The organism is Enterococcus sp. AZ140 (assembly GCF_051714405.1).
Classification (GTDB): Bacteria; Bacillota; Bacilli; order Lactobacillales; family Enterococcaceae; genus Enterococcus_B; species Enterococcus_B pernyi.
Genome location: NZ_JBIORU010000001.1, coordinates 606631 through 630821, shown reverse-complemented (window position 1 = coordinate 630821; position 24191 = coordinate 606631). Strand labels below are relative to the sequence as shown.

At 37.4% G+C, this 24191-nt stretch carries 19 protein-coding genes; 4 read left to right on the top strand and 15 right to left on the bottom strand.

Annotation, left to right across the window (positions count from 1 at the left end):
- The first annotated feature begins 179 nt into the window (after positions 1–179).
- Positions 180–1550: an amino acid permease gene (locus IGJ39_RS02985; RefSeq protein WP_065095714.1), complete on the top strand. Its 1371-nt coding sequence runs from the start codon at positions 180–182 to the stop codon at positions 1548–1550.
- Between the two features lie 337 nt (positions 1551–1887).
- Here the strand turns inward: IGJ39_RS02985 and IGJ39_RS02980 are convergent, their stop codons facing one another.
- The 8 genes from IGJ39_RS02980 to IGJ39_RS02945 all read right to left on the bottom strand — a co-directional run bounded on the left by IGJ39_RS02980 (position 1888) and on the right by IGJ39_RS02945 (position 8705).
- Positions 1888–3246, bottom strand: a complete 1359-nt coding sequence (locus tag IGJ39_RS02980) for a HAMP domain-containing sensor histidine kinase (RefSeq protein WP_077151558.1) — start codon at positions 3244–3246, stop codon at positions 1888–1890.
- Entirely contained in the window at positions 3243–3899 is a 657-nt protein-coding gene (locus tag IGJ39_RS02975; RefSeq protein WP_019723143.1) for a response regulator transcription factor, read from the bottom strand. Before IGJ39_RS02975 ends, IGJ39_RS02980 begins: the two co-directional genes overlap by 4 nt.
- A gap of 12 nt (positions 3900–3911) precedes the next feature.
- Positions 3912–5144: an ABC transporter permease gene (locus IGJ39_RS02970; protein WP_019723144.1), complete on the bottom strand. Its 1233-nt coding sequence runs from the start codon at positions 5142–5144 to the stop codon at positions 3912–3914.
- A 6-nt stretch (positions 5145–5150) separates the two neighbouring features.
- Complete coding sequence (locus IGJ39_RS02965; protein WP_019723145.1) at positions 5151–5834, bottom strand: ABC transporter ATP-binding protein; 684 nt, start codon at positions 5832–5834, stop codon at positions 5151–5153.
- Positions 5821–7074, bottom strand: a complete 1254-nt coding sequence (locus IGJ39_RS02960) for an efflux RND transporter periplasmic adaptor subunit (RefSeq protein WP_019723146.1) — start codon at positions 7072–7074, stop codon at positions 5821–5823. Before IGJ39_RS02960 ends, IGJ39_RS02965 begins: the two co-directional genes overlap by 14 nt.
- A gap of 60 nt (positions 7075–7134) precedes the next feature.
- Positions 7135–7428 (bottom strand): hypothetical protein, encoded by a 294-nt coding sequence (locus tag IGJ39_RS02955; protein ID WP_438764160.1) that lies wholly within the window; start codon positions 7426–7428, stop codon positions 7135–7137.
- A gap of 157 nt (positions 7429–7585) precedes the next feature.
- A complete protein-coding gene (locus tag IGJ39_RS02950) occupies positions 7586–7948 on the bottom strand; it encodes an MmcQ/YjbR family DNA-binding protein (RefSeq protein WP_019723148.1) in 363 nt (120 codons plus the stop codon).
- A gap of 130 nt (positions 7949–8078) precedes the next feature.
- A complete protein-coding gene (locus IGJ39_RS02945; protein ID WP_065096215.1) occupies positions 8079–8705 on the bottom strand; it encodes a pentapeptide repeat-containing protein in 627 nt (208 codons plus the stop codon).
- Between the two features lie 231 nt (positions 8706–8936).
- Here IGJ39_RS02945 and IGJ39_RS02940 point away from each other — a divergent pair, with 231 nt between their 5' ends.
- Entirely contained in the window at positions 8937–9113 is a 177-nt protein-coding gene (locus tag IGJ39_RS02940) for a hypothetical protein (protein WP_019724362.1), read from the top strand.
- 125 nt (positions 9114–9238) lie between these two features.
- Here the strand turns inward: IGJ39_RS02940 and IGJ39_RS02935 are convergent, their stop codons facing one another.
- Entirely contained in the window at positions 9239–9622 is a 384-nt protein-coding gene (locus tag IGJ39_RS02935; RefSeq protein ID WP_019724361.1) for a DUF7006 family protein, read from the bottom strand.
- 1035 nt (positions 9623–10657) lie between these two features.
- On the opposite strand from IGJ39_RS02935, the gene IGJ39_RS02930 reads away from it, so the two are divergent.
- Positions 10658–12145, top strand: a complete 1488-nt coding sequence (locus tag IGJ39_RS02930) for a helix-turn-helix domain-containing protein (protein ID WP_104776562.1) — start codon at positions 10658–10660, stop codon at positions 12143–12145.
- Between the two features lie 241 nt (positions 12146–12386).
- On the opposite strand, the gene IGJ39_RS02925 is transcribed toward IGJ39_RS02930, so the two are convergent.
- The 4 genes from IGJ39_RS02925 to IGJ39_RS02910 all read right to left on the bottom strand — a co-directional run bounded on the left by IGJ39_RS02925 (position 12387) and on the right by IGJ39_RS02910 (position 19632).
- Complete coding sequence (locus IGJ39_RS02925) at positions 12387–17264, bottom strand: WxL domain-containing protein (protein ID WP_438764159.1); 4878 nt, start codon at positions 17262–17264, stop codon at positions 12387–12389.
- Between the two features lie 13 nt (positions 17265–17277).
- On the bottom strand, positions 17278–18363 hold the full coding sequence (locus IGJ39_RS02920; RefSeq protein WP_019722364.1) for a DUF916 and DUF3324 domain-containing protein: 1086 nt from the start codon (positions 18361–18363) through the stop codon (positions 17278–17280).
- 75 nt (positions 18364–18438) lie between these two features.
- A complete protein-coding gene (locus tag IGJ39_RS02915) occupies positions 18439–19242 on the bottom strand; it encodes a WxL domain-containing protein (protein ID WP_019722365.1) in 804 nt (267 codons plus the stop codon).
- 42 nt (positions 19243–19284) lie between these two features.
- On the bottom strand, positions 19285–19632 hold the full coding sequence (locus tag IGJ39_RS02910; RefSeq protein ID WP_019722366.1) for a hypothetical protein: 348 nt from the start codon (positions 19630–19632) through the stop codon (positions 19285–19287).
- A 265-nt stretch (positions 19633–19897) separates the two neighbouring features.
- Here IGJ39_RS02910 and IGJ39_RS02905 point away from each other — a divergent pair, with 265 nt between their 5' ends.
- Positions 19898–21415: a helix-turn-helix domain-containing protein gene (locus IGJ39_RS02905; protein WP_066025156.1), complete on the top strand. Its 1518-nt coding sequence runs from the start codon at positions 19898–19900 to the stop codon at positions 21413–21415.
- 216 nt (positions 21416–21631) lie between these two features.
- On the opposite strand, the gene IGJ39_RS02900 is transcribed toward IGJ39_RS02905, so the two are convergent.
- Both IGJ39_RS02900 and IGJ39_RS02895 read right to left on the bottom strand, forming a co-directional pair.
- Complete coding sequence (locus IGJ39_RS02900; RefSeq protein ID WP_065096218.1) at positions 21632–22795, bottom strand: hypothetical protein; 1164 nt, start codon at positions 22793–22795, stop codon at positions 21632–21634.
- A 144-nt stretch (positions 22796–22939) separates the two neighbouring features.
- Complete coding sequence (locus IGJ39_RS02895) at positions 22940–24085, bottom strand: pectate lyase-like adhesive domain-containing protein (RefSeq protein WP_108145370.1); 1146 nt, start codon at positions 24083–24085, stop codon at positions 22940–22942.
- Positions 24086–24191 lie beyond the last annotated feature (106 nt).

The following is a 24191-nucleotide window of genomic DNA, read 5'->3' as shown; positions in this document are numbered from 1 at the left end:
AATCTTTTACAAGTGTTATAGCTAATTTTTTTGATTTTTTAGATTTTTCTCGCAATTTTTGAAAATTTTCTGTAAAATCACAAACAAGAGCTATAAAGTAATGGTTGTTATTTTGTTTACTAGTTATAGAATAAACTTATTTTTTACTTTATCACTCAACTTAAAAAAGGAGTTTTTGTATGGAAGAAGAAAAATTAACTCGTAGTCTCAGTGCACGTCATATTCAAATGATTGCGCTAGGAGGAACGATCGGTGTCGGTCTGTTCATGGGTGCTTCATCCACCATCCGTTGGACAGGACCTTCTGTAATGGTTGCTTATGCTGTAGCAGGCTTCTTTTTGTACCTGATCATGCGTGCATTGGGCGAGATGTTGTATCTAGATCCCTCCACCGGTTCTTTCGCTAATTATGCAAGTGAATACATCCATCCCGTCGCAGGTTATTTGACGGCTTGGAGCAATATTTTTCAGTTTATCGTGGTCGGTATCAGTGAAGTCATTGCTGTAGGGGAATATATGAACTATTGGTGGCCAGACTTGCCCCAGATCATTCCAGGAATCGTTGTGATCCTTTTCTTGATGTTCGCCAACCTTGTTTCTGTCAAAGCATTTGGTGAATTAGAATTTTGGTTTTCTACTATTAAAGTAGTGACAATTATTTTGATGATCATCGCCGGTTTAGGCATCATTTTATTTGGATTCGGTAACCAAGGAGAAGCAATCGGGATTTCAAACTTATGGAAAAATGGTGGTTTCTTTACTGGTGGCGTGAAAGGATTCTTTTTTGCTCTATCGATCGTCGTTGCCTCTTACCAAGGAATCGAGTTGATCGGGATGACTGCTGGTGAAGCGAAAGATCCCCAAAAAACGATTGTAGACGCTGTCCAATCAACGATCGGGCGGATCTTGATTTTTTATATTGGGGCGATCTTCATCATTGTCAGCATCTATCCTTGGAATCAATTGAGCGAACTAGGATCACCGTTTGTTCAAACTTTTTCTAAAATCGGGATCACGTTTGCTGCTGGTTTGATCAATTTTGTTGTCATCACAGCTGCGTTATCTGGTTGTAATTCCGGTATTTTCAGCGCCAGTCGCATGGTCTACACATTAGCCATCAACGGCAAAATGTCTAAAAAGTTTTTGAAACTTACACGTCATGGAGTACCATTTTACCCAGTAGTAGCCATCTCATTTGGTATTTTGATTGGGTTGATTTTGAATTATTTGTTGCCCTTCGTCTACTCCCAATCACAGGATTTATTTGTTTTTGTCTATAGTTCCAGTATCTTACCAGGGATGGTACCTTGGATCGTTATTTTGATCAGTCAAATCAAATTCAGAAAAAAACATCCGATAGAAATGCTTGAACATCCATTTAAAATGCCCTTATCCCCATATACCAATTACTTGTCATTGGCCTTTTTGGCAGTGGTATTAATCTTTATGTTCATCAATCCCGAAACAAGAATCTCATTGATGATTGGTTTGATTTTCTTGATCTATATGACGGGTTACTATTTTGTACGCGAAAGAAAAATCAAGGAATAGTAGAAGAAACTATACAAAAAGAAGTCAGGACTGCGCGAACGTAGTCCTGACTTCTTTTAATCTATCACAACCTGATTGCACAACTGCTACTTACCAGGGACTAAATTTTCTACAAGAGTTTCTAGTACGTTGTGAGTTTTTTGATCATTTTGTTCTTACTATTTAGTGGTATGGTATAGTGTGGTTTTGTACATTCCAGTTGAGTGTGTAAAAATAAAAAATCAAAGTCCCTGGCAAATAGCAGTTGTGCAATTTGGCTATTAGCTTCGCTACCATCACAAAAATATCCAATAAATCTTGTGGCGACAGACCGTTTATCCTTTAGCGATACCATCGATCAATTTAGGCTTCTTCCACTAAAAATGACAGAAAAGCACATTCTGGAATTAGCAGTTGACTTGAATGAATACTCCCAGCCATATTTTTCAAAAAGTTGTTGTACGATAAACAATCCTAAACCAGAACCTCCAGTATCTCGACTTCTGCTAAAATCCGGTCGATAAAAAGGTTGGAAAATCTTACTTAATTCCTCCTCCGTAAGTATCTGATTCACTTCATTTTCAATCACTAATTGTTTACCATCAAAAAACAGACTGATTTCTCCCTCATGCTTCGTATATTTGAAGGCATTACTTAGTAGGTTATCTAAAATTTTATCAATATCATTTTTATTACCGATGATTTTCTCCCCTTTTAGATTGACGACTAGTTTTTTCTGTTCTGCTTCAGCAAGTATCCGGAAAGAAGTCAATTTATGTTCGATCATTTCTTTGATTGAGACTTCTTCATAGACCACATCATCTGAAGGCAAATTGTTTCTTGAGGCAAAGAGGATATTATTGATCATTTCTGTTTGTTCTTGCAAAATATTTTTACAAACTTCTAAATATCGCTCTCTGTCTTTAAATTTTCCGACATTATAGATCATGCCATCAATCAGCCCCATCAATGAAGCAACAGGTGTTTTCAATTCATGAGAAGCGATTTGCATAAACTCTGACTTTGCTTGTTCCAATTCTTTCGTTTTAGCTACTTCAAGCTCTAACACTTCAATTGTTTGGATCAAAGAAACATAGAGATGGTTGATATCTTGCGCTAAAAGTGAGATTTCATCCGTACCTTTGACATCACAACGAATATCCGCATCTAATTCGATCATTTTTTCTGTTACTTTGGATATCTCTTTGATTTTTTTTGTCGAATAAATACTATAGTAGTAAGCGCCGATCCCCCCAATGATTAGTGAGACGATGATGATAAATGGATATAAATGAAGTAACACTTGACTTGCTTCTGCGACTGGTTGCATCGAGTATATGCCAAATAAATAATAAGTGTTACCTTGTTTGTCAGTAATCTCTTGAAAAATTCTCTTTTCATCAGATAAAAGACTGATGCCTGAATAGTCAAGATTCCCGTCAAAGAAAGGACCAAGAACTAGGCCATTATTATCCAACAGCATGATATCAAGATTTTGTTCTCTTTCAAGCCAGTATTGATCAACAGCGTTTTGCATTGTAGCTAAATCTTTGTGCTCTATACTCTTTGCCACTTGATTGAATTCCTTGTTTATTTCGTTCAGCTTCATTCGTTCATAGTAGACTGGCATCGTAAAATATAAGACAATCAATGAAAGAATCGAAACTAGAAAAATGATGATCCCAGAAAACAGAAAATTTTTCAGCATGATACTCATGGGGTGTCCTCAAGCTGGTAGCCTCTATTTTTGATCGTTTTTATTGATAAAAGTGGCATTTTCTTTCGGATATTTTTTATATGATTATCTAATATTCGATTTTCCAAATGATATTCATACGACCAAACTTGATACACTAATTGTTCTCGCGTGATGATTTTCCCTTTGTTTCTTATTAGAATCACTAAAATATCATACTCTTTTCTTGTTAAATGGATTTCTTCCTCTTGGTATTTTACAAGACCACCATCGAGATCAATGGCGTACTCCCCGATAGTGATGTGGGGATTTCCTTGATTCATCCGAAACACATTTTCGATCCGTTTGATCAAAATAAGTGGGGAAAAAGGTTTGACGACATAGTCACTGATCAAATGGGAAAAACTGAGCAACTGCGTATATTCATCATCCAAGGCAGTCAGCATGATGATCGGCACATCCGACGTTTCCCGAATTTTCTTTAAAACATCCGTCCCCCTTATCCCAGGCAACATAATGTCCAATAGGATCAAGTCAAATGTTTCTTCAGCAAAAACTTCCAATGCTTGTTCGCCACTCCTTACTGAATAAACTTCATATTTACGCTCTTTTAAAAATTCCGTCACGATCTGATTGATCATATATTCATCTTCAACAACTAAAATTCTTTCCATATAGCTCTCTCCTTATTCAAAGCGTAATGCCTCGATAGGGTTTAATTTCGATGCTTTCATCGCCGGTAATAGACCAAATATCACACCCATCAGGGAACAAAATACTAAGCTAACGACAATGGAAATCACGGATACGATATAAGGATAATCCAGTGATAGCGTAATGGCATAGCCACTTAACAAACCAACAAGCACACCTAGTACCCCACCAATCAAAGTCAGGACGACCGCTTCTACTAAAAATTGTTTTAAAATCACTTTTCTTCTTGCGCCGAGTGCTTTCTTTATTCCGATTTCTTTCGTTCTTTCCGTGACAGAGACCAGCATGATATTCATCACACCGATTCCCCCCACTAATAACGAGATACTTGCTATACCAGACAAAAGAATAAAACTTGACTGGTTCATTCGTTCCAATTCTCTGGCAAATTCTTTCTGATTCATCACCCCATACTCATAATCAGATGGTGGAACCTGTTGATTGAGGATCTCTGCAGCTTTTTCTGCAGCGCCTTGTAATTGGTCGGTATTATTTGTTTGGATCGTGACAAGGGGAACAATATCCAACTCATCAGATAGTTTATGTGCTTGCTGTAAAGGAACATAAGCTCTTTTCTCAAAGCTAAATAGATTACTACTATTGGGATCTAACTGAAATACACCTTGAACTTTAAATGGCACCCCATTCACTTCAACAAACTGTCCGATCCCTTCTTCATTTGGAAATAATTCGTCATACAAGGAATCTTCCAGAAAAATTGCTTGTTGTTGCTCTTTGAATGCTTGGGCAGTAAATCCTTCCCCTTTGATGAAGTTTAACTGCTCCAAGTCCTCAACAGAAGAAGTGACAGCAGAAACTTTGGCGTCGGTCCCTTTGGCTTTCCTGTAGATTTTCCCATCCTTTTGATAAGACAAACCACTTGCTATGACCTCTGGTATCTCATTGACTTTTTTTAGGACATCCTCGTCTAAAAATGGAAAATATAACGGTTTTTTCTCTTCCTTTTCAGATAGGATTCCATCTGACATAGTGTTCTGTTGAAAAGCACTTTTTCTGTCATATTGGATATTCATCGTATTATTGTTACTACCAATCATTTCTCGTTTCATTTTTTCGGTGTTTCCTCCGATGATACTGAAAATCGAAATAATGGCAGCAATCCCAATGATGACACCTAGCATAGTCAATACCGAACGCATTTTATGAGCAAAAATCGATTGTAAGGCAAATCTGATTTCTTCCATTCTCGATCACCTCACTTCATTTTGTTCGTCGCTGATTATTTGACCATCTCGTAAAGTGATCGTTCGCTGACATAACGCTGCGATTTCTGGCTCATGGGTAATTAGAATAATTGTTTTTCCTGCTTGGTGGAATTCCTTAAAGAGGTCCATGATTTGGCTACTGGTTTTTGTATCAAGTGCCCCTGTCGGCTCATCCCCTAAAACAAAACTAGGGTTAGTCACTAAAGCTCTCGCAATTGCGACACGTTGCTTTTGTCCTCCTGATAATTCCATCGGTTTGAAGTCACTTCGATCTTCTAACCCTACTAATTGCAACATATCCAAAGCACGCTTACGCCGCTCTTTTTTATTGACTTTTTTATACGTTAATGGCATTTCCACATTTTGCGAAACGGTTAATTTTGGCATGAGATTGAAATTCTGGAAAACAAAGCCGATTTTTGCATTACGGAAATCAGCTAATGAATTGTCCGCTAACGTTTTGACATCCGTTCCTTCAACAATATAATCCCCTGATGTAGCTGTATCCAGACAACCAATGATATTCATCAATGTCGACTTTCCTGACCCCGATGGCCCCATGATTGCGACCAGTTCTCCTTCATTGATTTGCAAAGAGATATCTTTAAGGACTTTTAGTTCTTTCCCGCCTTGCCAATATGACTTCTGAATGTTGTTAAGCGTCAACACTTGCACCAACCTCCATTCCCTCGACCATTCCTGTTTGAGGCAAAGCAAGCTGATCTTCAACAGTCAATCCTTCGACTATTTCTGCGAGTTCATTATCCATCGGATTTACCTTTACTTCATGCTCTTTGATCCGACCATTTTCTACTTTCCATACATAATATTTTCCATCTTTTTCCATGAGGTATCTTTGGTTGATGATCACTTTTCCTGACACAAAATCTTTCGGTAAAACATTGACATACACATTGGAACCAATCAGTGGCATTTCTTCTTTTGGATCGATCTTAACTTTATAAGGAAACTTAGACAAATTAGGGTTTTCTTCTTTTTGGTCCTCTTGTTTTGCATCATTCGTTAAGTTCGCTACTTGTACAATGTTTCCTTGCCAAGTGTTCGCTTGATCTTTACGATCCATGATTTCTACTCGCTGATCGACAGCGACTTTTTCACGATCAAACTCGGTGACTTGGCCATCAACGTATAAGTTCGAATCATCAAGGATCTCCATAAAGTTTTCTTCTTTTTGACGCTCTTTTGATTGATTGATTAAGTCACGATTCAATGATTTGATTCTTCCTGGGTGATCAGCTGTCACTGTGTCTTCATTCAGTCGTTCTTTTTCACTTTCGTGAAGTAATTGGGCTTTTCGCAATTCTGTTTCGGCATTCTTCACTTCATTGTCGCCAGCAATAGCTTCTGCATGTAGACCAGTGATTTCTCCTTCTAATGCTTTGATCGTACTTTGTAACTCTTCGGATTTTTCCTTCGCATAATCTTGTCTTGCTTTTCCAAGCTCTGCTACTTTTTGGTTATGTGCTGTCCATTTTTGATTTGCAGTCACTCGTGCTTGTTCTACTGCTCTCACTTTGATTTCTACGTCCATTTCAGCTTCCACAACTTTTCTCTGTTGATCCGTTTGGTATGTAAACAAAGGTTGCCCTTTTTCTACGACATCTCCTTCATTTACCAGAATATCTTTCACTGTTCCTCGTTCTGGATCAATTTTGATTTTGTTGCTATTATTTGGCATGACTTTTCCTGCTAAAATCAAATTCGCCGCTTTCACCTCATCAATAAGGGATTTGACAGACCGGGCTTCAATATTTGTTTCTGAATTTTCTTCTTTTGTTTTCCCACTAGAAGCAACTATACTGATTGCACCAACCACTAGTAAAACGGTGACGACTGCTACTGGCAAATACCATTTTCGGTTGAATTTTTTTCTTTTTTTAGGCTTCATGTACCTACTCCTTCATTCAGATTAGTCATAAAAAAGCGCTTACGACATCCTGTCCACTACTTAATCCTCGTCTTTTTCCGACACTTGTTCATCAAACTCTTGAACAATCGTTCCATTATCCAAAACTTTTTCCGTCCCTTCCTTTCCATCAATGGTTACTTTTCGTTCACTTTTTACTTTTGGTATCTCTGACTCACTCGTATCTTTAGTCTCTGAACTGCATGCTGCTAAAAGACCGATAGAACATACTAATACCAGATAACCTTTATACTTTGTTCCTTTTTTCATCATAAAAAACCATCCTCTTCTATTTGTTTTAGTTATGTTTCTCTTGTTATATTTACTATCATACATAACAGACCTATTCTCTTTCTAAAGCTAATCTGTTTTTTGTGTAATTTTTTTGGTAATTTTTTTTGAACAAAAAGATAGCGCTTAAATTTCACAAAAAAAAACAATCCAAGTGATCGTTGGATTGTTTTGATGAAAGTGAAATCTTCCACTATTATTTTTAGCACTCATTCGTTAAATCATAACTCTCTTTCAATAGATAAAAGAGTTGCTTTTCTCCGACTGCGCCATTCAAAGCTACACTTATCCAATGGTTTTTATTCATATGATAAGCAGGATAATAGCCTTTACTCTTTTTCAGGATGGAGATGATTTCTGGATCTGCTTTGACATTGACGAGGGGAACTTGACCTTCGCCTTCTATACCTAATTTGTCTTTTTCAACAGATACGATCAAACCAAACCATTTACCTGTTGATTGATGGCGGAACACGATATAATCTGGAAATTTTCCAAACGGATGATCCATTTGGACGGCTTCCAAGGTAGCAGCAAAATCGACAAGTTTTTCTGTCAAATCCATCGGTAAGTTCTCCTTTCTGCCAATAAACTAAATTTAGTGGTCATGAAATAATTCAACTATGCTCTAGGTTGATTCTAGGATGTATTCGATCAAATTGACTAATTTCTTAACATTGTTCGTTCTGTTTTATCTACTCAATCACCAATCCCAACCCCGCCGAAATAATGATTGCTTGTTCCTGATTGACGATCAGTCCGCGAAGTAATTCCAATGACAGGTTGATTTGAGAAAATGTATTCGTTGTAAAATCTAATCCTTTCAGTGGCGTATTGACCCAATTTGAGCCTGAAAGGTCATTGTTTTCTACTACTAGATCTTTCCAATTGCTATCGAAAAAATCAGTATTTTTCAATTGATTGTCGCTAAATCGAACGAACTTCATATTCGTGTAGCTAAAAGAAGACAGGTTTGCCACACATTCTTCAAAGACGCAGTCTCTTAAAAAGCTGTCAGAAAAATTGGTTCCAGTCAATTTGCATTGCTTGAAATGCACACGATGAAAGCTTGCACCAAACCATTCTAAATTTGAGAAATCACACTTTTCAAAAATGATATCGCTACATTCAAACCGCTCCAACCGAGATTTTTGCATCGCTAATTTTTTGATATGGCTATTCTTCAACACGATATTGCGAGAACTAAGATAGCTTTGGTCTTCCCCTTCAGAAAAAATACCTGAAAAGGTTGTTTCATCTTCTAAATAAAAGGTTCCCTCAACTAATTCGGGCAACTCTGGTGAAGCAATTTTCTTTGCCATACATTCAGCTCCTTTCTATCTGTTTGTTTTACTATCCTTATCATAACAGAATAAAGAAAAAACAACGTGATTTATTTCATAGATAAACCTGCTTTTACTCGTATCTTCTTGCGAGCTAATTGGCTTTGATCCCTGTAGGAATTTGACAATGAAATAGCTTTCACCGTACACTATAGGTAACGAGTATTTTATTGTTTAAATAGGATATGTATCTTTCAGGAGGCTTTTATTTTGACTAATTATCATTCCAAACCATTCACATTCCTACGCTTGGCATTATACACCCTTTGCAGTTTAAATCTATACTACCAATTCATCACAAATTCGATCTTTACTTGGGCGCTTTATTTGCTTGCAATGGGATTTGTTGCTTATGACGTTTTTGATATGATCAAGACACGGAAATAATCTATTAATTTTTATATGTATATGAGGTCGGGATAGAGATAACTTCTCTTGTCCCGACCTTTGTTTTTTTACCTGCGACTAGTTCGTTGAATTTTTTCTATCTTAATGAGAGCAATCAAGCTTCCTCAAGATTCACTAAGATAAATCAACTGCCATGGTACTGAGTGATTCATGTCAAGACCTGTTAGTTCTCTGTAAAAACATTTTTTATCTTTGGCGATCATTGAAATGATTTCTGATTCTGTCATCCCTAATTCTTCACATAAACTTTTGTTTGTACTTTTGATCAATTCTAATAGGATCTGTAGCTGTGCATCAATATCTAATAATATTGCTAATTTCAGAAAAAGAGTGGCATCTGTTTGCTGATAAGTCATTAGGAATTTTGTTCGTAAATCAAGATAAAATTCAAACATTTCTGGATGTTTACTGATAAAAGAATGATTGATTACTCTCTGATCATAATAGGCCAAGTATTCTTCAGGCGTTTCAATTCTTTTCGTTTCCATTCACTCCCTCCTTAAAACATTAAAAACCACATTAATGTTTCTTTTAAGATTTATTTGTCAGATTCACCAAATTTAATTACGCTTACATTTTGATACTTCACTCAAGAAAATAATTACAAAAAAATATATCTTTCTTCACAGATTATTTTTATATTTACTCATTAATGAAAGTAACAGATTCTATATTTGATGTGTTCCATAATAACATTTAATGCAGAGAACATCTTACTAGATCCAAATCAGTTTTTCCCATTACTTAAAATTGTTTATGTGAGACTACCTTAAGAACAAGCCTCTTTCGTCGCAATAATTAATAAACAAATTGAACTAATAACACGCCTAATTTCTAACTTCTTCATGCAATTTTACAGTATTCAAATAATACTTCAATTGAATAATTTCATAGTTTTCTGAAATTTATCGATTGTTGTCATTAAGTTATTTTAATATAGTTATTAGGTAATATTAATTATCAATCTGAAAGCGATTTGTTTTTTAACCTTACGCTAGTGCAAAAGTGGATTGCTAAAAAAAAATAGAAAGGACGAATATCCGTAATGAATGGTATTAGTAGCTCGTTTATCTACTGAACACTTTGAACCACTATCAAAAACTGATCATAGAAGTAAAACCAACTCATTTGATACTGATTAAAATAACCATGTAAAATTGAACGCTCCAATAAGCAAATAAAAAACGTTAACCTTTCACTCAAAAGATAACATAAGCTACTTTTAATTTATATGAATGTCCACTACTCAATTTGAACATTACTCTCATATTCAACATGTAAGAAACTTAGATTTAATGAGTTCCTAACTAAATGAATACTATGATAAAAGCAATTCTCCTTTACTCTTTTATTAAAAATATACATCTGAAAATATTCTAACTTTTTTTGAATTTCTATCTCACTTGTTAACAAATAAGAAATTGGAAAATTCCAAAAATATATCTTTAACTTTCGCAATGGATGCAAGCCTATGCTCTATTTTCTATTCCCTAGAAAGATTTAGATAGGAGGTAAAAGTTCTATTGAAAAATTTTCAATTAAATTTTATAACAGATAAAGTAAAATTACGTTGGTTCCAAATCTTGAAAGAGTTAGAGTCTACTGGAATCTGTACGACAGCCCAACTGATTGGCATGACAAACAGTACAGCCAGGACATTAGTCAACGACATCAATTATTTGAGAGAATATTTCGAGAACGTCGCGGATATCCAATCCTCGAAACAAGGTTATTCTTTAAACATCCATTCTTCAGAAACCTACCTAGAAAAAAAAAGAGCGATTCTCGAAGATGAACCACTCTTTATTATTCTTGAACAAATTTTTTTCAACGAACTTCAGTCTATTTATGATTGGGCAGATTATTTTCATATCTCTGAGAGCACGATGATCACGTACGTTAAAAAAATTGCAGATCAAGTAAAAGAATTCAATATCACCCTTGAGCTAAATCCCGTCAATTTGATCGGATCAGAAGCCGATATTCGAAATTTTTATTTTGCTTTCTATTACGAATCAGATATTACACCCCACACGGTTTTTCCATCAATTGCGACGCAAGAAGTAGTGATTAAAATTGTTAACCTATTGGAGCGTCCTAATCAAAAAGTTTCTTCATTTGGTTATTTTAGTTATTTATTATACCTCTCTATTGAACGGATATTATGTGGTTGTATGGTGGAACTCGACCCTGAATTAAAAGATATTGTCCTTAATGATCCAGAGTTTCACCGACTTTCACCTGCCTATTCGATTGTAAAAGATTATTTTAATATTGACCTAACACAAGAAGAAGCCATTTTTATTTTTATTTCTGTTTTATGCCGTAGAGGTATCGAAAATCCGAGACAGGAAAAATATTTTTGTGAAAGGTATAATCGATGGCCTCGAATAATAGCGCTTACAAGTGACTATTATCAAATGATCAAGAGAAATACGCACACACAAGCACACGAGTTAATCTTATTAGAATCTTTTTTCACGTCCATCAAGCTACGTAGTCTATTGTCTAAAAGCGGAAATAAAAATATCCAAGATACAAATGAGTATGCCAAAACCTTGTTTAGCAATGAATATAAAAAAAATCGAGCTTTTTTAGAAAAAAATTCCTCCTTCCATCATTTGTTCTCTGATGATCATTTGGATGATATCTGTGCTAGTTTAACGATATTCACTGAGTCAATCAAAGAAAAATATTGGAAAAACCCTACGAATATCGCATTTATTTTTGAAGGAAATGAGTATATCAGTCAACATCTCGAAGCCTTAGTTCGAAAATATTTAGGGGGCTTTCAAAATATCTACTTTCTTCGTCCAAATGAGCTATGCGCCTCTTATATTGAAAATCATGAGATCGATCTCTTAGTCACGAATTACAATGAATACTTGACATTTTCTTCGTTAGGTCTTGAATGTCTTTTATTAAAAACAGTACCTGATGCCTCAGATTGGAAAAAATTACTAAATAAAATTGATCCTCAATTATTACAAAAATTTAGAACGCAACATTAGTTAAACTTACAGTTATTCATTTTTTCTACTGCATAATGTAGTGATCCAAACAAGTAAATACAACTACACCGATTCGGAGTAGATGGTCTTCGGACGACTCTTTCAGTGCATTTATACTTATAATCATCACTTGCTACATCTTACATCTAAAAAAGGAATTCAATTGACCTTAATGTACCGATCAATTGAATTCCTTTTTATTTTTTTCATTTCCAGTCAATTTTAATCACCACTGACTGGTTCATTCTATTCGATTTTTAGGAGTGGCTTGAAACGAGTAATTGATGTGCGTCGTATAGTTTGTTGCTTTTGCATTTGCTGTATTCGGCACATTTAGAAAGATACTGCTCTCTTTATTCGAATCATCCCCAAAATTATAAAACCATGTCTGCTTCTCTATGAATAGATTGGCATCGATCAATTGAATACTATTATTATTAGGAATCAAGATCCCACTCGTGCTGATGATACCTAAATTATCTTCATTGCCGATTTCTCCAGTGCTTGAAATGGCTTGTCCATTTTTCCAACTAAGTTGGGCACCTTTCAATTCACCTGTTTTTTGATTAGAAAATTGTTCTTCTTGTTTGATGAACAAACTCCAGCCACTTATTTCTGATACCGGTCGCTCATCTGTCACCTGAACAAAATTCGGTCTTGAAGTTTCCTGCTCCGTACCGCCTATCTGACTCGGTAATGCATGGTACGTTTGTGTTTTAGTCGTAAGCGGTTGGGTCCCAAAGTCCCAATTACTTGCTTGATCGATCGTTAGCTCTCCATCGACCATACCACCGACAATCAATGTGGTAGCAGGAACAAACGTTGCATCCCGAAATGCTAATGGCGTTTTCGGATTGATGTTTCCTACGTGATTATTCGTCTCTGGTGGATTCATGACACCAGCTTCACTAGCAGAACCTTGGTGATCTCTTAAGAAGACTTGGATGACATCATCTACTGCTAAATTTAACTTCTCAACAGCAATCCTGATATCCCCTTTATCATCTATGGTAATGAGTGTAGGATCGATTGTTTCTCCATTATGAGTCGCCGTAACCTCTACCTCAGGATCGTCGGAATGACCTGAAATAACCCGCGCATTTGCCGGAACTAAATGATTGGAGAAAGTCGCAGGTGAAGGTGGTGTGATAGGAAATACGGTGACATCTTCCACTTCATACACATTTTCAAAATCGCCTTCCATTTCACCTGCTAAAACCTCAACATCTGTTATACGTACAAGATCGCCTGCTTGTAAATATTCGTCAAGTTCGATTTCAAAAACGCCGCCTTGTGGCTCTTCATCATAGATACTAATACCTGGTTTTTCCGCTGTGTGACCATGTGTCAAGGTTTCGTATGTCTGAATCACTGCCCCATCTCTTTTGATTTCCACAGTTACCTTCACTTCATCTTGCCACGCGGGGCGGCTGTCATGGAGACCAACTGGCATACGGATCAACCCGTGGATTTTTTTATCCGCATTTGTCGGTACTCTCAATTCATTCACGATTGCCCAACGTGCATTGTTTGAGCTGAGTCGAGAATAAGAAGTCAAGCCCGCTGAGCCAAATGCTTCAAAATCGAAACGTTCTGCTGGTTCCATTGAAGTGAGCGTAGAAAAGTTAGTGCCAGAGAAAGTATAATCCATATTGTTCGAGTGAAGATACGGATCGGCATCTAAGTCTGTACCATCTTTCCAAACAGCAAAATCACTTGCAGTAGCAGTTAAAGTGGAGCTCGCAATATTACTAAAAATATTCCCGCCACCTACACGATTATTCCGATAGTCCATAAATAGCGGATTATCGAAATTCACAGTAGTTGAACGACCACGAAAAATACCTGCATTTGCGCTTGCCGTACGACCGGAAGCTTCAAAATAACCTAAATTACTCACTCTGATCTCACCATTTCCACCGGCTGTATTTCCACCGGCTACTGTCGCATCACTCATATCCAATGCGGGACCATCATTCGCATAGATTCTTACTTCTGAACCCGGATCATTGACAGAAAACCCATTATTTGATCCAGCAGTATAATGGATTCCTTGGTTTCCACCACCTGTATTCCCATTATGAGCAATACCAGTCCCCTCATTGACTACTAACAATCGCCCCGCATTACTAACAGTCACTTGATTATTACTGCCCCACATCCGGATTGCTGGCGCCATTTGCGCCGCACCCCCTGCGTTACCTTTTCTCTTAGTCACGGTCATATCCCCACCATTGATATTAAATTGATAGCCACCGTGCGTCGTTCCTGTATTATTTGGACCTGAACGTAAGAATCTTAAAGTAGCATTCGCATTATTTGCTTCAAGTTGTCCAGAAGGACCTGAATCTAACTTTAATGTCGCCTTGCTATTTACATTGAACTGTCCATTGATTCCTTGCAAGACTAATGCAGAGGATGAGTTCGCCCAAAGTGTGATATTTGCTGAATCGGATGCTCCTAAAATTGGCTCACGCCCAATTTTTTCTGTTTCTTCTTCGCCTAACTTCACAGTGGATACACCATTTACAGTTGTTGCGATATAGTTACTTTTCGCATTGATACTTGTCTCTTTATTCTCTGCGAGGAGTTTGACATAATCACCATTCAATTGTATCGCTGTTGCTGCTTGCGTTTCCGCAGTTAACTTTCCGCCTTGATTAAGTGATAAAACAGCATTCGCACCGTCTAAGCGAATCCCTCTCTTCGTACCCGAGCGGACCAATACATCCACGCTAGCTCCTCGAGTAATTTCCATAGTAGGAGCATTTCCTTTTAAATAGATACTATTATTCGTTATGACGGTGTCAGCAGAATTAGTACTTGGAACTGCGACAGATAGTTGTGATTGGTTGTCAACAACCATTTTTGCTTGATTTCCTTGAAGAGAGACATTAGCAATTGCTCCGCCTTCATTTTCTACACTCATATTACTTTGGTTATCTAGGGTAAATAAACTAGTTTCACCCGTCAGAAGAATAGCTCCACCGGTACTTGTTGATTTCGTTGTCAAGTCACTTCTATCTAAATGGACAGATGGCTCAGCCCCAGATAGTTCCACTGCTCTTCCTGTCACGGTCTGTATGTCAGCCTTAGAATCTGCAAATGTAATACCCGCTTTCTTTCCTTGTAAATATATGCCATTGCCTGTTCCACTGTTGACTGTCAGATTCAGTTGAGCATTTTCTGAAAGAGTCGCTTTTGACTCTTCCCCGTAAAGTCCAATCAAACTATTCGCACCTGCGGTAGATACTAACGCACCTTGCACGTCTAGCGTTGCACCATTTTGCATACGTAACGTAGAATTTTTACCTAATGTGGTGGTGCCGAGTTGATTGATATCCTCGGTTCGGTTCCCTGTATTTGTAATAGCAACAGCACTATTATCAACAGTTAACGTCGCTTCTTGATTCAACAATCGAATACCTGCCCCGGTTGTCGCAGTCATCTTCAAATCACTGTCATTGATCGTCATTGTCGGCGTTATACCAGTCATTGTCAGCCGATTGCCTGTACTAGAGTTGATCGTTACATTACTTGCGTCACTTACTTCAAAAGTTGCATCGTTTCCAGACATGACTAGACTATTTCCTGTAGTCGATTGGATTACTGCCGTTGATTTAGCTATGTTGAATGCGCCATTTGCACCTGTAAGGTTGATGGAATGCGCTGTATTCGATTGACTTTGCCATTGACTACCTGATGCCACATCGATTGTTGGGTTTTCCCCTGTCATGATAATTGCCTGTCCACCTGTAGTTGTCGCATTTAACCTTCCATTTTCCAGCTCAATGCTCGATTGATTCCCTGTCATCGAGAGCGCATTCCTACTTGTAGCGTCTGTCGAAGTAGATGCTGCACCATCCGCTTGTATTTGTAAGTTACCGTTGTTTTTTACAGAAACTGTCGCATTGCTCTCCGTAAAATAGACGGAATTTTGCAAAGCCGTTGTTCCACTATTCGTAATAAACAGTTCTGCTCCGTCTGCGACGGTCAGTTTTGCATTCGCACGCGTAAATGCCAACGCAGAATTTTGAGTATTCCCTAGCTTCACGACTGCCTGATTTTCTACGATAAATTCTTTTGTCGTAAACAACGCGCCTGGTAGATTGATCCTATTATCTATGGTTAACTCACCGCCAGTTATTCGTACCACTGCGCTTGAGATATCAGCTACTCTAAAATAATTGATCGATGAGCGGTCTCTTGAAACATCTTCCATTTGAAGGGTCCAATTTTCACCAGTCGATTGCCCGATAACAAAGGGATTGGTATCTGTTTTATTAAGAAAAGTATTTTCAATTCTTAAAGTTTTGCTCTCAGTAGTCGTCAATAAACGCATTTGTCCGGTGCCAATATTCAAAGTATTCATTTGTCCATTGATTTTCAGCGAGCGAGCAATGTCTAAGTTTTCTGGACTGATAACTGAACCTATATCGATCGAACGTTCTAAATTAATGGTAGAAACCTCTGGATTGGCGAGTGCACTTAAAAATTCTGCACGAGTCGAAACTGGTACCGTTTCTCCTTGAAAGATATTTTCTTCATCCTGTTTCTCTTCCGAGCGATTTCTTTCTTCCTTTTGTTCGTTGTTTTCTGACTTTTCTTCTTCTGAAGAATGATTCGGCTCAGCCTTCGTGATTTCTACTTTAACAGTCGCCGTTTCTCCTACAGTTACTGAATAGGTTCCTGCTTCTGCAAACATCACAGGTACGGTAAATTCCTTTTTCGGAGTTTCTGATGATAAGAGCCACTGGTCGAACGTTTCATCATAACTGCTACTCATCCCTGATGACAATTCATCTTCAATGATCTCAGCAGTTGACGGAAGTTTGATTGCTACGTTGTCCACTTCTTCTGTACTTATAAAAGAAAGGCTAGTTACTGTTTTTTCAGTTCCTTTTATTACCGCTTGCTCAAAAGAAAAAGCGGGTGCCAGTGACTGGGTATCCTTCACTTCAGCTAATTCTGTTGATTGACTATTACTGTTCGGCGTGTTTATAGGTTGACTCCCTTGATCGATTGTCTCCGCAACAGCGAGGAAAGGTATACCCAAAGTATATAGTGCAAAGATTGAAATACTTATTTTAGTCATCATTTTACATACTTTTTGACGCATTGGTCCTCCTCCTCTAGTCATCTGTTTTATTTTCTGAAAGTGTATCCATGTATTTTTCTTGCATTAGTTTTGCTTTTTTCTTATTTTTGTATGTCGTATAGGCGAGTACACTAATAATGATCACGATTAGAACGATTGCTGAAATCAACCACCAGTTGGTATCTTTAACGGAAACATCTGATTGGTTCAAGCGTCTTGCTTCGTCTGCTGTCACATCAAAAGTTTCTTCCCAAGTCCATTCATGTTCGCCAGAGCGAGCCGTCATATTCAGCACATATGTCCCGCTTCTAAAACGTTCGCCATTGAGTGAGATTGGAAAATTAAAATTGGAGTTAGGTGCCATTTGCATCATCTCCTCTGATGCTCGATATAAAATCGTATCAGATCCTTCTCTACGTATCGCGGCTTCCACACTTAGTTCATTCACAAAAGTAGGTAAGAAATTCTGAATCGTCGCACTAAAGGCGTTTCTATAATTTATTTGATCCGCAAATACATCTAAAAGCGCCAATTCTGGAACAATCGTTTGTGTACGATCATTACTCGCTACGACACCAATTACATAAGAAAAAGAATTGATGATCTGCATTCCTTTATCCTCAGAATCCTCTTCCTCTTCTTCTTGTGCCACTTCGCTTAGTTGTAAGCCACCGGCTAATAATCCTTCTACCTCATCCTGAGGCATAGTGAGGGTTGTAACGATCCGTTTTTCCTCTCCTGCTTCTAAACGAATGGGTTCATCTTCGACATCCAGTAAGTCCTTCATTTCCACTTTTAATGTAGGATCGGGTTGGTCAGTTTCTCCGCCATATTCAACCACACCATTGATATTTGTGTAGGCAGTATGAGCTGTGATCGAGAGATCGATCGGGATATTTCTAACATTTTTCACCACTAACGTGAGTTCTTCTGTTTCTCCTGGTTGCAATTCCACATCAAAGTAGCCTTTATCATCCCCAAATTGACTTTCAGGCGTCATTGTGCGAACACTAAAATTTAGTTCACCATTGGCAAATACCTCTTGAGAAAAACCAACAAACCCGATCATTACATAAAGCATAACCAGAAAAGATGCTGTAAACTTGTTCAATAAAGGCATAGTTATCTCCTTTCTAAAAAACAACGATGCTGACTGCATCGTTGTTTTTTATCAACCTTTCAAATCTCTAGCTAGTTAATTGATATTTGCCGGTGTTGCAGACAATGTCCATAATAAATTAGTCGTATATTTGGAATTAGCATCTGTACGTGTTGTGCCAGGTACACTTAATTGTACAGAAGGATTAGCCAATCCTCCATCTACTTCACTGTCTTGCACTAAGTTGGCTTTATCTCCCCACATGGCAGTACTTAGTCCATAGCCTATGTTGCTTCCGGCAGTCATGATCACGCGGCTATTTTCCGGAATCAACGTGAAACCTGAATTTATCGTTGGTAATTCGTCACTTGTATTTTGAGCTGTCCCATTCGCAAACTTGACTTGAGCACCATTTAAGCTTCTTTCCCCATTCGTAAATTGTGCTTCTTGTTTCAATGCCAGGTTCCAACCTGTTAGGTCTTCACGTAAGTCACGTACTTGAGCAAATTGTGCACGTGCAGCTTGTTTTGTCGCTTCATTGACCCATGGGCTATTCATATCAGGATTAGGAAAATCAGTTGATTCTTCATCGATGTCAAACCACCAAGCGGCAGCTGGATAAGATTGATCTAATGCTGAATTTTGACGTGAACCAAAATCATAATCGCCAACGTATGCAATTGCGAAAGCACCATCTTGAGTAGGAGGTACGATGACTTCTTCTGGTCCTGGGTTTGGATCAATTGTTTCACCGTTGTCCTCATCCGCTTCACGATATTGAATCTGTCCATTCGTTTTTAGTGTTCCATCCTGAGCTGTATCGTCTGCATGAACAACCATACTTCCTGTTGCTAGACTTGCTAATAACACTGACATTGATACTAGTTTTAATGCTTTCATTTATTCGTTCTCCCTATTTGTTTTATTTTTTTTACATCTACTTTATAGTGCAACTTGCCTGTTTATTTTCTTATCTCTTCGTTTTAGCCAGGTTCGAATGACCAATAATAGGATCAATAAACCCAATAATCCAAATTGTTGTAACATTTGATTTAATTTTGGTAATTGTCCTTTTACCTTTAACTGCTCATCTTTATCCGAAGGTTGCGTCTGCTCTTCAGAAGGTGGTTGTGGTTTAGGGTCCCCTTCATAATCGATTTCTCCGTAAAACCCTACATTCTTATTCGTTTCTACAGAGGAGCCTTCTGCCGCAAAGAATTGAACTGGTTGATGAAGCATCCCAAGAAACAATAAAATGGTCCATAACAAATACCAAGGCTTCTTTTTCACATTTATTTCATTCCTCCTATTCTATGTAACTACATTTATTTTCTTCTAAATAACATTTTTATGACTCAAGTTTGTTTTTTAGAAGAGTACATTATATACTTTAAACAACACACGTATTCTTTCGCAATTAGCGTTTTTCACCATACTCTGAAATTATTACTATTTACTAATTATACTTAATAGATATAATTTACTTAAAATTAGCTACACCTAAAACAAAGAATCAACTACCCTAAACTAAACTGATCTACGAGAGGTGGGTACATTGAAAACATTCCAACTGAATTTCATTACCAATAAACCCCTGATACGATGGCTTCAAATCCTCAATGAATTTGAAAAGAATGCTTGTTGCAACGCGAATGACTTAGCAATACTTACTGAGAGCACTTCTAGAACAATCGGTAAAGATATCTGTCAGATCCGAGATTATTTTGAAGATTCGATCACAATTGAATCTACCCATCAGGGGTATGTATTCAAACAACTAAAATTAGTTACTTACGAAGAGAAAAAAACTGCTTTACTTGAGAACGAGCCACTTTTTTTAATTCTTGAGAAAATTTTTTTTGCTGAATTATATACCCTTGACGATTGGTCCGATCAGTTACATCTCTCTAAAACGACCCTCTTGAAATACCTCAAAAAAATCCAAGCACAGTTAGTTCATTTTGATTTGGATATCACGCATGATCCCGTAAATATCATTGGTCAAGAAGCAGATATACGACATTTTTTTTGCACGTTCTTTTATGAATCTGAAATCACTCCGCACACCATCTTCCCTTCTGTTTCCGCTCAGCAAGCGGTGAATGAAATCAGTTGTCTGTATAAGAATGACTTCTATCGAAACACCTCATTTTTCTTATACACTTACTTACTTTATATCTCGGTTGAGCGATTCATGCAGGGAAATACTGTGAACGTAAATAACCACTTACGCTGTGTCCTGACTGATCGGATGCAACAAGTACATGCCGAAAAAATAAATGACGTAATTGAAAAATATTACGGCATCCGTTTGCCTGAAGATGAACTGATTTTCTTATTCTGTAGCATTATTACACAGAGAAAAATGAGTGATATCATTGTTGAAAAACAATTTTGTTCAACATACAATCAGTGGCCAGAAAGCAAACGACTTGCAAAAGAGTTTCTAGAGATATTAGACTGTAGCGATGAAAATAAGCTCGTCAATCTGATCTTTTTAGAATCTTTTTTTACAACCGCGAAACTGAAAGAATATTTGTGCATTTCTGCTAATCGAAATACGCAAGATATCAATCGATTTATTCAAAAAATCTTCCCGAATGAGTGTCGTAAGTACCAATATTTTCTAGAAAACAGCTCGGCTTATCATTCGCTATACTCTCATGACTTTTTAGTAGATTTCGCTTCTAGCCTAGTGATCTACGTTGAAACCATTCGAGAACGCTACTGGAAAAACAAAAAAAATATTGCCTTTCTTTTTGAAGGCAATAATCATGTCATACAGTTCATTGAAGCCATATCGAATAAATATTTTATGGAATATCAATATGTGTTCTATCCAAACGCTAGTGAAGTAAACAAGAACTATCTTCTTAAAAACAAGATTGATTTTTTGATCACTAATCATCCTGAACATGTAGAAGAATTCCAAGAAGTAACAGAATGTATTCTTTTTCGGTCTATTCCTTCTGCTTCTGATTGGAATCGCTTACTCGAAAAAATCAATCCGAAAATCATCAATCAATATTTTTTAGCTGATAAAACGAGCTTTCCCTCATCCATATACGAATGATAAATCCACCATACTCCAATGGCCTTTCGAATGGGTCTTTGCTAAGCAGATTTTAACTATGTCTACGATTACTCCTAACCCTGGCTTACGATTATTTTATCAGCACCTGTATCATGAAATGCTTGTTGTTTAGATTTGCAAATATGTATCGATTTTTAAGACAAAAAAACTCCCTCAAATTGAAATAATCTTTGAGGGAGTAAAAACGTGATAACGTTAGTCGTTCATTGATTCAGTTGAGGGAAATGTATCTGGGTACAGCTGACTAGCACTTCCAGCAGTATACTCTCGATAACCATTGAACCCTAAGAAATTCTGTGTAAAGCTATTGATGTTCGAAGAAACCACTTGACTCCCATTTGCACCACTTAACTGTGTTTGTAGATGAGCTGTCCAAGCATGAGTCGGTGTTGGTCCAAAATTATTATTCGCCCAGAAAGCATTTCGAACGGCATTGATCTGGATATTTGTTCCTAACGTATGGATCAATGGACTAGAATAAGCGGCAGAACCCGTTTGTCTTAAATGGATTTGGTAAGGATTATCAATTGTTAAATGTCCAGATCCAAGGACTTTTACTACTGGCTCGCCACCAGTATGATCTGCTTTAAATGTTGAGAATTCCCCCACATACATCCGACCATTTGTTGAAATTTGTACAGGTGATAAAATATTCGAATTGACAGTCAAACTACCGTTGTTGATCACATTCAATTGATTCGCCACGATGGCTTCATTCATGATCACTTGGGAGCCAGAGTCGATTTGCACTAGACCATCTGTTCGGATAAATGGTTGCTGTCTCTGTCTTGTTTGTTCATTCCCAACAACCAACGTATTCCCAGAAAAACTTACTGTTGAACCAGAAACACCTTGTACAAATGGTTGTCTGACTTGGTTTCCGTTTGTAACAATTGGTCGATTCGAGTTAGAGTGAAAATGAACATGTCCACCAAACCCTACATGTAGAGAATGATTATTATTCATATTGATAGTCGAATTATTGAGGAAATTGATCGTCACCGCTCGATTCACTGTGTTTAGACTAGTTAAAGCGCTATTGAAACTTGAGGTGACATTGATCACTGATACATTTGAATCATTGATAGCACTTCTAAATCCAGACCATGTTCTTACGGATGCAGATTTGCGATTTTGACTATCTACAAAAAATTCCACATCCTCATCATTTGTAAATGTTTCCCCATACATTGATAACGTTTCTCCATCTTTCAGAAGAACACCACCAGCAGTTTCGCCTTCTGTCGATGATTGTGCTTCTGGTACGATTTCACTTGCAGCGACATTCGTTACTGAAATTGGGCCAGCAAGGAGCATACCACTTAATAATAAGGTACTCATCAGAGTCATTCGTTTCATTTTCTTTCCTCCATTCATTTGATAATTTAAGATTAACGAAGAACTCATATTGAATCAAAAGTGTTTTTTCGTGACTATACGAAATTTTTTAATTGATTCTTTCCAGGTTCTTCAAAAGCTGTTGTGATTTCTATTTCAATCATGTTACTCCGGGAATGTATCAGGAAATAATGGCATCTCCATTCCAGCAGTGTATTCACGATAAGAACCAAATCCTAAAAAATGTTTTTCAAAACTAACTGAATTAGAACGAAGAACTTGTGAACCATGGGGGCCACCAAGTCGTGTCTGTAATTGACTATTCCAAACATGAGTGGGACAAAAACTCATATTATAATTTTCCCAAAAGGCATTTCTTACGGCATTGATTTCCATGAGTACGGCAGAAGAATCGATCAATGGAGCGACAAGCCCGCCGAAGCCAGTCTGTTTTAAATGTATACTGTACGGATTATCAAAAAAAATCTCCCCGCCAGTCATTTTGATCACTGAATGACTCCCCCCATGCGTCACTTTTAACGAAGAAAATTCACCGACTCTAATCGTCCCATTGATCCCCATTTTTATGGGGGTGATTTCATGTGCGCGTAATTCTAAACGACCATAGTTGATCACAAATAAATCATTCGCTTCGATTGCTTCATGTATCCTTACATTGGAGCCAGACGGAACCTCGATCAATCCTTCTGTTCGAATAAAGGGTTGCTCTCTCAGTTCAGTTGAACCATCTCCGATGATCACCTCACCTTCTAGACGAATCGTACTCCCATAAGAACTTTGGATAAATGGTTGCTTTAATTGATTTTGACTAACAAATATAGGCGACTTGGCGTTCGCTTTGATTTCTAAAGTAGAATGCTTTGCCAGCTTGAGTGCATGATTATTTTCCAAATCTATACGAGCAGCATTGATAAAATTGATCGTCAATGGGCGATCAATCGTATCCAACGAATGAAAGGTCGTATTGAAGCTAGCTGACACATTGATAGCGCTGACATTTTGATCGTTGATGGCATTTCGAAATTGGTACCACGTTCTTACCTCCACTGTTTTACGATTTTCCTTGTTTACGACATAGTACGCCCCATCTTCACTGATAAAATGATGGACGTTATCGGCTAATGATTCACCATCTTCCAGCAAAATCCCATTGACCGATTCTTTCACTCCGATTCCAAGATTTGTTTGGAAATCATGCATTGTCGCTTCACTTGTTGTTGAACGTACAAAGAGTAAGCCTATTATTCCTCCTAAAAAAAATACCAAATTGAGCTGCATAATTTTTTTCATATCTAACACGCCTTCCTTTTATAAAGCGATCATACCTGAAAGCAAAATGGAATATCAAAAATGTTTTTTCTGCAAAGCAAGAATTTTTCTGTTTTTACAACTAGAA

Coding starts and splice junctions, on each gene's coding strand:
- IGJ39_RS02985 (WP_065095714.1), top strand. CDS start 180: ATGGAAGAAGAAAAATTAACTCGTAGTCTCAGTGCACGTCATATTCAA.
- IGJ39_RS02980 (WP_077151558.1), bottom strand. CDS start 3,246: ATGAGTATCATGCTGAAAAATTTTCTGTTTTCTGGGATCATCATTTTT.
- IGJ39_RS02975 (WP_019723143.1), bottom strand. CDS start 3,899: ATGGAAAGAATTTTAGTTGTTGAAGATGAATATATGATCAATCAGATC.
- IGJ39_RS02970 (WP_019723144.1), bottom strand. CDS start 5,144: ATGGAAGAAATCAGATTTGCCTTACAATCGATTTTTGCTCATAAAATG.
- IGJ39_RS02960 (WP_019723146.1), bottom strand. CDS start 7,074: ATGAAGCCTAAAAAAAGAAAAAAATTCAACCGAAAATGGTATTTGCCA.
- IGJ39_RS02955 (WP_438764160.1), bottom strand. CDS start 7,428: ATGTATGATAGTAAATATAACAAGAGAAACATAACTAAAACAAATAGA.
- IGJ39_RS02950 (WP_019723148.1), bottom strand. CDS start 7,948: ATGGATTTGACAGAAAAACTTGTCGATTTTGCTGCTACCTTGGAAGCC.
- IGJ39_RS02945 (WP_065096215.1), bottom strand. CDS start 8,705: ATGGCAAAGAAAATTGCTTCACCAGAGTTGCCCGAATTAGTTGAGGGA.
- IGJ39_RS02935 (WP_019724361.1), bottom strand. CDS start 9,622: ATGGAAACGAAAAGAATTGAAACGCCTGAAGAATACTTGGCCTATTAT.
- IGJ39_RS02925 (WP_438764159.1), bottom strand. CDS start 17,264: ATGCGTCAAAAAGTATGTAAAATGATGACTAAAATAAGTATTTCAATC.
- IGJ39_RS02920 (WP_019722364.1), bottom strand. CDS start 18,363: ATGCCTTTATTGAACAAGTTTACAGCATCTTTTCTGGTTATGCTTTAT.
- IGJ39_RS02915 (WP_019722365.1), bottom strand. CDS start 19,242: ATGAAAGCATTAAAACTAGTATCAATGTCAGTGTTATTAGCAAGTCTA.
- IGJ39_RS02900 (WP_065096218.1), bottom strand. CDS start 22,795: ATGAAACGAATGACTCTGATGAGTACCTTATTATTAAGTGGTATGCTC.
- IGJ39_RS02895 (WP_108145370.1), bottom strand. CDS start 24,085: ATGAAAAAAATTATGCAGCTCAATTTGGTATTTTTTTTAGGAGGAATA.